At 69.5% G+C, this 10,374-nt stretch carries 10 protein-coding genes; 5 read left to right on the forward strand and 5 right to left on the reverse strand.

What is annotated here, in order from left to right; all coding sequences use genetic code 11:
* Positions 1-108: 108 nt before the first annotated feature.
* Together WEB06_07255 and WEB06_07260 are read right to left on the reverse strand one after the other, a co-directional pair.
* Positions 109-1,950 (reverse strand): beta-L-arabinofuranosidase domain-containing protein, encoded by a 1,842-nt coding sequence (locus WEB06_07255; protein ID MEX2555410.1) that lies wholly within the window; start codon positions 1,948-1,950, stop codon positions 109-111.
* Between the two features lie 276 nt (positions 1,951-2,226).
* Positions 2,227-2,670, reverse strand: coding sequence for a hypothetical protein (locus WEB06_07260; GenBank protein ID MEX2555411.1), 444 nt, complete (start codon positions 2,668-2,670; stop codon positions 2,227-2,229).
* A 160-nt stretch (positions 2,671-2,830) separates the two neighbouring features.
* Between WEB06_07260 and WEB06_07265 the strand changes: the two genes are divergently transcribed.
* From WEB06_07265 to WEB06_07285, 5 genes are all read left to right on the forward strand, one after another.
* On the forward strand, positions 2,831-3,250 hold the full coding sequence (locus WEB06_07265; GenBank protein MEX2555412.1) for an SCP2 sterol-binding domain-containing protein: 420 nt from the start codon (positions 2,831-2,833) through the stop codon (positions 3,248-3,250).
* A gap of 10 nt (positions 3,251-3,260) precedes the next feature.
* Positions 3,261-4,301 (forward strand): alcohol dehydrogenase catalytic domain-containing protein, encoded by a 1,041-nt coding sequence (locus tag WEB06_07270; GenBank protein ID MEX2555413.1) that lies wholly within the window; start codon positions 3,261-3,263, stop codon positions 4,299-4,301.
* 96 nt (positions 4,302-4,397) lie between these two features.
* Complete coding sequence (locus WEB06_07275) at positions 4,398-5,399, forward strand: LacI family DNA-binding transcriptional regulator (protein MEX2555414.1); 1,002 nt, start codon at positions 4,398-4,400, stop codon at positions 5,397-5,399.
* A complete protein-coding gene (locus WEB06_07280; protein MEX2555415.1) occupies positions 5,396-6,304 on the forward strand; it encodes a ribokinase in 909 nt (302 codons plus the stop codon). Before WEB06_07275 ends, WEB06_07280 begins: the two co-directional genes overlap by 4 nt.
* A complete protein-coding gene (locus WEB06_07285) occupies positions 6,304-6,780 on the forward strand; it encodes a nucleoside deaminase (GenBank protein ID MEX2555416.1) in 477 nt (158 codons plus the stop codon). The genes WEB06_07280 and WEB06_07285 overlap by 1 nt, the downstream gene beginning before the upstream one ends.
* A gap of 11 nt (positions 6,781-6,791) precedes the next feature.
* On the opposite strand, the gene WEB06_07290 is transcribed toward WEB06_07285, so the two are convergent.
* Genes WEB06_07290 through WEB06_07300 form a run of 3 tightly spaced genes read right to left on the reverse strand, consistent with a single transcriptional unit; the run spans position 6,792 to position 10,329 of the window.
* A complete protein-coding gene (locus WEB06_07290; GenBank protein MEX2555417.1) occupies positions 6,792-7,580 on the reverse strand; it encodes an SDR family oxidoreductase in 789 nt (262 codons plus the stop codon).
* Positions 7,577-9,499, reverse strand: coding sequence for a hypothetical protein (locus WEB06_07295; protein ID MEX2555418.1), 1,923 nt, complete (start codon positions 9,497-9,499; stop codon positions 7,577-7,579). Before WEB06_07295 ends, WEB06_07290 begins: the two co-directional genes overlap by 4 nt.
* 8 nt (positions 9,500-9,507) lie before the next feature.
* Entirely contained in the window at positions 9,508-10,329 is an 822-nt protein-coding gene (locus WEB06_07300; protein MEX2555419.1) for a fumarylacetoacetate hydrolase family protein, read from the reverse strand.
* Positions 10,330-10,374 lie beyond the last annotated feature (45 nt).

A 10,374-nucleotide genomic window follows, 5' to 3' on the forward strand; every position in this document is an offset into this window, starting at 1 on the left:
CCGTCCCGGTTGCCCCCGTCGATGGAGCCGGATCGATCGAATGGTGACCGAAAACGTACGCTGCGCGTAGGTTTTGGGACGCGCTTCACTCCAAGCGCGCAGATCCGGTCACGCGCGGCGGATCCACACCGTCATCGGCGCCGGATCCCGGTTGGCCCACGCGTAGTACGGGATCGCCGTGAGCTCCACCGACCCGCCGGCGGCTCGCGGCTCACCGGCGCGCGCGTAGAGCGGGCCGTCGCTCGTCCCGATCGCCGTGCCGCGAGCTGTGACCACCGTCACGCCGCCGAGCAGATCCGGCCGGTCCGACCAGGCGAGCCGTTCTCGCGGATCGACCGCCACGTCGAAGAGATCGACGGTCCCGTTGTCGGTTCCCTCCATGCAGTACACGATCGGTCCGCGCTGGATGGCGACGCTGCCGCGGTTCTCTGCGACCCGGGGATGGCTCTCCACGTAGAACGGCCGGTCGTCCCACTCGATCGCCACCTCGTCGCCCGCGGACCAGACCCGGCGGATCTCGACGTACGAGCCGGCGACGGCCCCGGCGATCTCCTTGCCGTTGACGTAGACGACGGGTGTCCGGCTCCATGAGGGGAGCCGGACGAAGACGGAGAACTCCTCCGGCTCCTCGACGCCCACCGAGATCGACGTGGCGCCCTCCCACGGGTAGCGCGTGTCCTGCGTGAGAACGAGCGGACGCTGCGCGGGCGTTCGCCACCGCAGCGTCGACGCGGCGAACAGATGAACCCAGACGCCGTCGGGGCTCGACCCGTAGACGTAGCCGGGCAGCGACGCCAGCAGGCGAACGGCATTGGACGGGCAGCAGGTGACGTCGTACCAGGGCTTGCGTCGCGTCGAGTTCATCAGCTCGGCGGTGAACACCATCGGCCCGATGCCCCACGGGTCGACCTCGGCCTCGCCGTTCCACGCCAGCCGATTCACGTAGAACCATTCGTCGCCGGCCAGCGACACGCCGGCGAGGAACCCGTTGTAGAGCGCACGCTCGGCGAAGTCGGGGTACCGCGCGTCGCCGGTGAGCGCGAGCATCCGCCCGGACCACATCATCGCAGCGGCCGAGCCGCACGTCTCGGCGTAGGCGCCTTCGTTCGGAAGCTCGTACGGCCGGCCGATCGACTCGCCCACCCAGCGTCCGCCGACGCCGCCGGTCAGGTACGAGCCGGTGTCGATGAGGCTCGTCCAGAACCGGTCCAGACTTTCACGGACCTGCGCGTCGCCGGTCTCCAGGACGAGGTCGGTGAGCCCGCAGCTGTAATAGAGCGCGCGGACCGCGTGCCCGGTCAGGCGTGGCATCGCGCGATGATCGACGCGTTCGAGGAAGAACCGCGCCAGATCGAGGTACTGCTCGTTCCCGGTCGCGCGGTAGAGGCCCATGAGCGCGAGCTCGACCTCTGGATGGCCGTCGGCTTGCTCGCGAAGACCGGGGCCGAACTCCGTAGCGAGGTGATCGGCGAGCCGTGTAGCGGCCGAGAGCAGCCGGCCGTCCTCGGTGGCTCGCCGGTACGCGATCGCCGCCTCGATGAGATGACCGGCGCAGTACAGCTCGTGGGTCCAGGACACATCCTGGTACCGCTCTTTCTCGAACTGCGTGTGTAGATAGCCGTCCGGCGCTTGGGCCGAAACGACGGCATCGGCGATCTCGTGGAGCCGGGCGCGGAGCGCCGGATCGTTGTGGGTCTCTAGCGATGCGGCCGCCGACTCCATCGTCTTGTAGAGATCGGAATCGGAGAACCAGAAGCCGCGACGCTCGCCCGTGCCGGTCGCGAGACGCCGGAAGTTGTCGACGACGCCGTGCTCCTCGAGCCGGTCGAGCAGCTTCGGGATCGCGGCGCGTCCCGCGCGCATCCGCTCGCCGAGGAACGAATCCTCGGCGATCTCGACCGCGGCGGCGGGAACCGCGCCGAGGCGCGCGTGCGGGCGAGGCACCGTCACGGCGCTCCTCGTAGGGGACGGCCGACCATCTGGTCAACCCGATGCTGGACGCGGCCGGGCGGGCCGTGCTTATCTATTCGGGATGGTTTGCTGTTTGTTGGGCGCATTCCTTCTCGGCCTCCTGGCCAGGGCGGTCCGTTGGACGCGGGGCTCCGTCGTGTCGACGTTCCAAGGGGATCGTCCTCGGGGTGCGGAGCCTGTGCCCTCGAGGCCGACGCCGGTCTACGAGGTTCCCGCGTACCTCTCGAGCCCCACCGAGAGCGAGCATCGCGTCCCTCAACTCGTCTGAGACGCGGCGCGTCCGGCCGCACCCGTTCCCCCCGGAAGCAGAAGCCATCCGGCGAAGGCGATCGTTTCCCCCGGCAGATGGAAAACCACGTCCCAGAAGAGGTCGTGCGACTCCCATCCCTGCCCGAGCGTGCGGAACACGTGGAGCTCGAGCTCCCCGACGAGGAGGACGACCAGCCCGGCGACGGCTACGGACAGTCCGGCGATCCGCCGTCCCCGCCCCGCCGCCCGCCGTCGTCCCGTGATCGCGAGGGCGATGACGCCCGCGGTGACGGCCGCCCAAGGGCCGAGCGTGAGCAGATCCTCCCGCAGCGCCGCGCCGCGAGCGCTTGGCACGACGGCGAGCCGGTCCCACCCCTCGAACGCCCCGACCAGCAGCCGGTGAAGCAGGCCCCCGACCCCCACGCCGAGCAGCGCAGCCGTCGCGAGCACGCGTGGATCCCGCCCCAGCCTCGAAGACGTTTCGTTGCGACCTCTGGCGAGGATCCCTTGCACGCGCCCGCCTTCTCCGGCCCCTTGACGTCCCTCGCAACAGTTGACTATTTTAACTGAATAGTCCACAGCCGGGCGAGCTGCGAGGGGTGAGATCTGGATGTCGCTCTTCAAGGACGAGCAGGAGGTCTACCGGTACCTCGCGCAGATCTTCCGGGTTGCGATGGACGACCCCGAACTCGCCTCCAAGGTGAAGGGCTCCGGCCTGATCGTGCGGATCGACTACACGGACCCGGACAGCACCATCGGCGTCGACTTCGACACCGGCGGACTGTTCCTCGGCCCGACCGAGCTGCCGGCCGGCTTCGAGCCGAACATGCAGCTGAAGATGTCGGCGGACGACGGACACCGGTTCTGGCTCGGTAAGCTGAACATGACGGCGGCGATGGCGCGCGGAAAGGTCAGGGTGAAGGGCTCGGTCCCGAAGATGCTGAAGCTCATGCCGCTCGCGAAGCCGCTGCGGTCTCGCTACGAGAAGATCCTCGCCGACGAAGGTCGCGCCGACCTCCTCAACGTGTAAGGGCACGATCATGCGTGCCGTTCACTACTTCGGCGAGAAGGACGTTCGCGTCGAGGACGCCCCCCGACCCACCATCGAGGAGCCTACCGACGCGATCCTTCGTGTCACCTCGTCGGCGGTCTGCGGGACCGACCTGCACATCTATCACGACAAGACTCCCGGCGCGGAGCCGGGGATGATCCTCGGCCACGAGTTCGTCGGGATCGTCGAGGAGGTCGGCGACGCCGTGCGCGAGATCGAACCGGGCGCCCGGTGCGTCGCGGCGATGTACACGGCGTGCGGCCGGTGCGCCTCCTGTCTCGGCGGTAACCATCGGGGTTGTCCTGCCTTCATGATGTTCGGGATGGGGCCGATGGCCGGCGACCTGCCGGGGGGCCAGGCGGAGTACGTGCGCGTCCCGATGGCGGAGATGACGCTCGCCCCCATCCCAGAAGGCCTCGCCGACGAGGATGTGCTTTTCGTGAGCGACATCCTCTCCACCGCCTACAGCGGCCTGAAGGCCGGCCCGATCCGGCCCGGCGATTCGGTCGCGGTGGTCGGCGCCGGACCGCTCGGGCAGCTGGTGATGGCGTGCGCGCCGTTGCTCGGCGCGGCAACCGTGTTCGCGATCGATCTGGTCGAGGAGCGTCTGAAACAAGCCGCCGAGCTCGGAGCCGTGCCGATCGACGCGCGCGTCGGTGATCCGCTCGATGCGGTGTTCGATCGCACGAACAACCAGGGGGCCGACCTGGTGATCGAGGCGGTCGGTGCGGAACCTTCCCTCCAGACCGCGTTTACGCTTCCTCGCGTCGGCGGAAGGATCGTGCTCCTGGGCGTCCTCGTCGACGAGAACTTCCCGGTTACGGCCGGCGAGGTCTTCCTGCGAGGGCTTTCCGTGTCTGCCGTGATCGGCAACCCGTTCGCGTTCCGGCCGGAGCTGATGCGTCTCATCGAAGCCGGCCGGCTGACTCCCGCGCGCATCATCTCGCACACGATGCCGCTCGAGGAGGCCGGGAAGGCCTACGAGATGTTCGACGCCAAGGAGGCGACGAAGGTCGTGCTCAAGCCCTGAACCGCGGCGTTCGGGCGCCGAGCTCTCTAGCGCGCCTCCTCGCTCCAGGCTAGAATCCGACGAAAGTAATCGTTTTCCCCACCTCCGGGGCCGCGCATGCAGAGGGTCACGATCCGAGACGTCGCCGCCGCTGCGGGAGTATCCGTCGCGACCGTCTCGCGCGTGATCTCGGGGACCCGACCCGTACGGCAGGAGCTCGCGTCCGCGGTCGAGGAAGCCTGCAGGCGGCTCGGGTACCGAGGCGATCAGGTGGCCCGCTCGCTGCGTCGCCGCTCGACGCAGGCGATCGGCATGATCGTGCCGCACATCGCCAACCCGTTCTTCGCGGGACTCGTGCAGGCCGTCGAGCGCGAGCTTCGCTCCGCCGATCAGAGCCTCCTGCTCGGCGACTCGCGCGACGACCCAGAGCTAGAAGCGTTCCACGTGCGCGCCCTCCTGGACCGCCGGGTCGACGGCGTGCTGATGATCCCCTGCGAAGCGGAGGCGAGCAGCCGCACCGTCCGTGAGGCGCTGCGGGAAATCCCCGTCGTGCAGCTCGACCGCTGGGTGTCCGACGTCGACGCCGATCACGTGGCCGTCGACAACGCCGCCGGGATCGCTGCGGCGCTCGGGCACCTAGAGGCACTCGGAAGGCGGCGCACCGCATTCATCGGAGCGCAACCATCGATATCGACGGCACGCGAGCGCCTGAACGCCTACTCCGGCACCGCACGAGCGCAGAAAGGGAGGACGCATAAGGAGGTCCTGCTCGGAGACTTCTCGCTCGAATGGGGAAACAAGGCCGCGCACGAACTCGCCTCCCGGGGAGACTTCCCGGACGGCATCGTGTGCGGAAACGACCTCATCGCGCTCGGGGTCTTGCAGGGCCTTCGGGAGCTGGGCGTCGACGTTCCCTCCCGCGTGGCCGTCGTCGGATTCGACGACATCGGGTTCGCCCAGATCTCGCATCCGCCACTCACGACCGTCCGCCAGCCGCTGGACGCGATCGGCGCCGAAGCCGCGCGCCTGCTCCTCGGGCGGGTCGGCGGGTACCACGGCCCGCCGAGGCGCACGCGTCTCGCGCCGGAGCTGGTGGTGCGGGGGTCGACGTCGGTATGAGCAACGTCATCGTGGTCGGCTCGATCAACGTGGACCTCGTGATGCGCGTCGCCACGTTGCCCTCCCCGGGGGAAACGGTGAGCGGAGGCTCGCTCGTCCGGACCTTGGGGGGGAAGGGCGCCAACCAAGCGACGGCGGCCGCCCGTCTCGGCGCCCGCACGAGGATCATCGGCATGGTCGGCGACGACGACGCCGGCGCCGAGCTGCGTGAGGATCTCGACCGCGAAGGTGTGGATACGACCCGGATCGGCACGGCCGGATCACCGACCGGCACGGCGGTCGTCATCGTGGACTCCCACGGCGAGAACCTCATCGCGGTCGCTCCGGGAGCCAATCGGACCTTGTCGGCGGCGTTCGTCGAGCACGCGTTCCTCGGTATCGACGACCAAGAAGCGGTCGTTCTCGCCAGCCTCGAGATCCCCGACGAAGCGGTGCTGGCGGCCGCGCGCGCGGCGCGTTCTCGCGGCTTCCGCTTCGTGCTCAACCCGGCGCCGGCAAGGCCGCTGCATCCCGATCTCGTCGGAAGCATCGACGTCATCACGCCCAACGAACACGAAGCGGTTTCGCTCGGCCGCGTCGGGGTGGACCGCCTGCTGAAGCAGGGTGTGGCCGTCGTCGTGACAGAGGGTCCGCTCGGCGCGCGGATCCTTCGGCCCAGACGTCCGGACGTCGTCCAACACGCCTTCCCGGCTGAGGTTGTCGATACGACGGGCGCCGGGGACGCGTTCAGCGCCGCCCTCGCATGGTCGCTCGCGGAGGGGCACGACCTCGACGAGGCGGTGCGGCTCGCGGCCGCCGCCGGCGCGCTCGCGACGAGGGCTCTGGGCGCCCGCGGTTCGCTGCCGACCCGGCGAGACCTCGAGGAGATCGCCGGCGCGCCTGCGGCGTCGACCCGGAAGCGCTGATGTCGCCCTCCAAGCAGGACACGTTCATCGAGCTCGCCGTCCGGCTGGCGGTCGAGTCGGTGCGGCGCGGCGGCGGCCCGTTCGGCGCCGTGATCGCCCGTGACGGCGCCATCTTGGCGACGGGGATGAACGGCGTGACGCCGTACGCGGATCCAACCGCGCACGCCGAGGTCGTGGCGATCCGTAACGCGTGCCGCGTCCTCGGCGACCACCGTCTGGTGGGCTGCGAGCTGTTCGCCAGCTGCGAGCCGTGTCCGATGTGCCTCGCGGCCGCCTACTGGGCACGGATCGACGGCATCTACTTCGCCGGCACGAAACTGGACGCCGCGGCCGCGGGCTTCGACGACCTCGAGATCGGGATCGACCTGGAGCGTTCGGCCGACGAGCGCCGCATCCACCTCGTGCGCGTGGCGGCCGCGTCCGCCGGCGAGCCGTTCGCGGAATGGGGGGCCAAGGCCGATCGCGTGCCGTACTGAGGCGCGTCCGATCAGAGCACGCCGCGCACGGTCCCGCCGTCGACCTGAACCGTGACGCCCGTCACGAACGAGGCCGCGTCGGAGGCGAGGAACGCGACGACGCGAGCGAGCTCGTCGGGCAGGCCGAGGCGTCCGAGCGGCACCGCCTCCCCTCGGCGCTCGAGAACCTCCTCGAGGGTGGTCCCGGAGCGGGAGGCCTCGCTCCGAGCCAGCTCGTCGACGCGATCGGTGTGGATGGAGCCGGGACAGACGTTGTTCACGCGGACGCCGTACGGGGCGAGTTCGTCCGCCAGCGACTTGGCCAGGCCGGCCAGTCCCAGGCGGATGGAGTTCGACAGGAGCAGGTCCCTCACCGGCTGCTTCACGGTCGTGCTGAGGATGTTGACGATCGAGCCTCTCGCCGTCACCAGATGCGGCAGCGCGGCGCGCGTGACGCGCACGTTGCTGAGGAAGATCAGCTCGAGCGCCTCCCGGAAGTCGTCGTCGGTGAGGTCGTCGAAGCGGCCGACCTTCGGGCCGCCGCAGTTGTTGACGATGATGTCGATCCCGCCCATCGCCTGCGCTGCGTCGGCGACGAACGCGGCGATCCCGTCCGCGTCGCGCAGGTCGGCCGCCCGGCGGAAGACCGGCGGGCCACCGGCCGCTTCGATCCCTCGCGCAACCTCCTCGAGCCCCGGGACCGAGCGTGCGCAGATCGCGACCGCCGCGCCTTGCCCCGCCAGCGCCTCCGCCACCGCCCGGCCGAGGCCGCGGCTGGCCGCGGTGACGATCGCTCGCTTCCCGGCCAGACTCGCGCTCACGTGACGGGCGTGACGCGCAGCTCGGTCCGGGCCGAGAGGTCGACGTGGATCGCCGCCGTTCCGTCCGGCCGCGCCGCAACGTCCCTTTCGGCCGCGCCGGAAACTCGATACCGCCGGCCGGGTGTCAGTCGTTCGATGCCGAGGGGGAACCGGCCGCCCTCGGCGCCGGGAACGAGCACCGCGTCGAGCGTCGTTCCGTCGGTAACGGCTCGAGCGACCAAGACCTCCGGGTACGGCGCGGCGGCGAGACGCGGGCCCGATCGCGAGCCCGCCGGCATCCCCTTCGTCATCAGGTTGAACCAAGCGTCCTTCCATCCGAAGCGCGCCAATGCCAGGTACGCGTTCGCGTATGCGGAGGCGGCCGTGTACGAGCGGGTGCCGCCTTGGTCGACCGGTCCCAGCGTCGCGTCGGCCGCAGCTTCCGCGGCGCGGTAGGTCTCCTCGTCGCCGAGTTCTCGCGCGAGCGCCCCCAGGCTCGCGATCAGCCCGACCGGGGAGGGCTTCTTGCTCCCGAGGTCCATCCGGTCGAGGCGACCCTTCGTCAAGCCGTACGGTTTCGGCTGCAGAAGACCGTCCCCGTCGATCGCGATCACCTCGCGCCTCAGGACGGCCCATGCACGATCGGCGAGATCCGGTGCGAACGGACGGTTGAAGAGCCCCTGTCCTGCTTGTGCCATGGCCGAGCGCGCGAACCGCATGCTGTAACCGTGACGCCGCGAGATGATCGTGATGATGTCTCCGTCGGCGGTCGTGAACTCCGCCTCCAGCGAGCGTCGCAGCGGCTCGCTGATGGCGGGGCTGTGTGCGCTCCCGGTCACCTGGTCCCAGAGCATCACGCCGAGGAGTCCGATGGCGTTGCATCCGACGAAGTTCAGCCCCGGCTCGCAGGGGAAGAGTCCCCACGGCGTCGATCGGTAGTTGCGGATCACCGCGTCGATGACGGACGGATGGTCGTACACGAAGCTGCGACGGTCGTTCCAGCGAAGTGACAGCGACCCGGGTTCGTCGAAGCTGCGGTCGCCTGTCGTGGCGGCGTACATGCCCAGCATCAGGCCGAGGTACCCCGAGTACATGATGTTGTCGCGACGGATCGGGTCGGGGTTCGGATCGAGGTTCCCCCACGTGTTCTCGAGCCGCCAGTACTCCCATGCGCGCCGGTCGGTCATCTTCTCGATGAGGTTGCGCTGCCCGGCAGCGAGGTAACCGCCGAACGCCGGGGTGCGGGTGTAGTTGAGGAGTGCGAGGGCCCACTGCATCCAGTTCAGCTGGTACCGGATCGAAGCCATGCTGAACTGCTCTCGCGACCAATCGAATCCGTCGAATCGATCCTTCGCCTGCAGCGCGCGATCGAGCAGCCAGCGCGCGACGGCCAGATCCTCCGCCGTCATCTCGGGTCCGGTCGCGGAAGCCTCGGGAACGCTCGGACGCAGCTCGCGAAGGTACGCGTTGCGCCGCATGCCTCTTGCGCGCGCGCGCGCGAACGCGCGACGCCGTCCGACGCGGACGCCGATCCAGACGGCGGGCAGGATCGCCGGAACGACCCACTGTGCCCAATCCCACGGCCCGGTGTGCGCGCGCAGCGACGCGCCCCAAGCCGAAGCGAGGACCAGCAGGACGGGACTCACGGTGTCCGCGCGGAACTGGAACTGGAAGATCGCGATGTAGGGCACGGCGAGCAACGTCAGGATGAAGAACGGGATGTCCGAGGTGTAGAGGAAGCCGCCGCCCGGGAAAAGCAGGCCCAGGCCGAATGCCTTCCAGTGCGGGGCCCAGTCCGCGATCACCGGTACGAGGCCGATCACCCAGATCGTCCAGAGAACCACGGCCATGACCCGCAGGCGGCGGAGGGTCAACGGGCCATGTGGCCGCCGCCGGTCGGGGATCGAAAGGTCTGCGTCGGTGCGGATGATGGTCGCCACGTCGCCTCCTATCCTTTCCTGTTTGGTCGCTCGGCCGCGACCGGGTTTTCGAGCGGCGGGAACCCGTCGATCTCGCAACGGGCGACGTCGCCCGGCTCGATGGGCCAGGCGCCCGGTGTGCCCGTCGAGATGATGTCGCCGGGCTCCAGCGTGGTCGCGCGTGAGTGGTAGCGGACGAGCTCGATCGGATCGAACGTCATGTTTGCCACGCTGTTCTCTGCGCGCACCTCACCGTTGACAACGGTTCGCACGACGAGGGGAGAAACGTCGGGAACGTCGGCGCGCGTAACGATCACCGGTCCGAAGCTGAAGAACGAGTCGAAGCTCTTGGCACGGGTCAAGTACCTCGGGTTCTGCCGCAAGATGTCTTCTGCGGTGACGTCGAGCACGCACGTGTAGCCGAAGATCGACGCCTCTGCGCCCACGCGGTCGACGTCGCGGCATCGAGACCCGATGATCACCGCGAGCTCGGCCTCGACCGTGACGCGACCCACCCCGTCCGGGAGGACGATGGCGTCGCCGGGCCCGATGATCGTGTTCGGCGGCCGGAGGAAGCTCCCCGGGAGCTTCGGAACCTCTTCGTCGAGCGAGCGGGCGTGGGCCGTGTAGTTCAAACCGATGCACCAGATCTTGCCGGGGCGCCGGTACGGGGGCGCGAAACTCGTCCTGTTGCTTGCGAGGGGATCCGTCGCGTGCGTCGAAGCCGGCAGCGCATCCGGTTGCGCGATCACGTCGAGCACCGTGACCGAGGTTCCGAGAAGGGCGAACCCGGCGCCGGTGTCGACCGCAGCGAACTCGCCGCCATCCGTGCGAATCGAAGCGATCCTCATGCCGGCTTCACCCGATCCGGAAGTGGGGGGGGGGGGGGGGGGGGG

It is taken from the genome of Actinomycetota bacterium, from assembly GCA_040905475.1.
GTDB lineage: Bacteria > Actinomycetota > AC-67 > AC-67 > AC-67 > DATFGK01.

What these genes read in the sequence shown, in the direction of transcription:
- WEB06_07265 (MEX2555412.1), top strand. Translation starts at nt 2,831, where the DNA reads ATGTCGCTCTTCAAGGACGAGCAGGAGGTCTACCGGTACCTCGCGCAG.
- WEB06_07270 (MEX2555413.1), top strand. Translation starts at nt 3,261, where the DNA reads ATGCGTGCCGTTCACTACTTCGGCGAGAAGGACGTTCGCGTCGAGGAC.
- WEB06_07275 (MEX2555414.1), top strand. Translation starts at nt 4,398, where the DNA reads ATGCAGAGGGTCACGATCCGAGACGTCGCCGCCGCTGCGGGAGTATCC.
- WEB06_07280 (MEX2555415.1), top strand. Translation starts at nt 5,396, where the DNA reads ATGAGCAACGTCATCGTGGTCGGCTCGATCAACGTGGACCTCGTGATG.
- WEB06_07285 (MEX2555416.1), top strand. Translation starts at nt 6,304, where the DNA reads ATGTCGCCCTCCAAGCAGGACACGTTCATCGAGCTCGCCGTCCGGCTG.
- WEB06_07300 (MEX2555419.1), bottom strand. Translation starts at nt 10,329, where the DNA reads ATGAGGATCGCTTCGATTCGCACGGATGGCGGCGAGTTCGCTGCGGTC.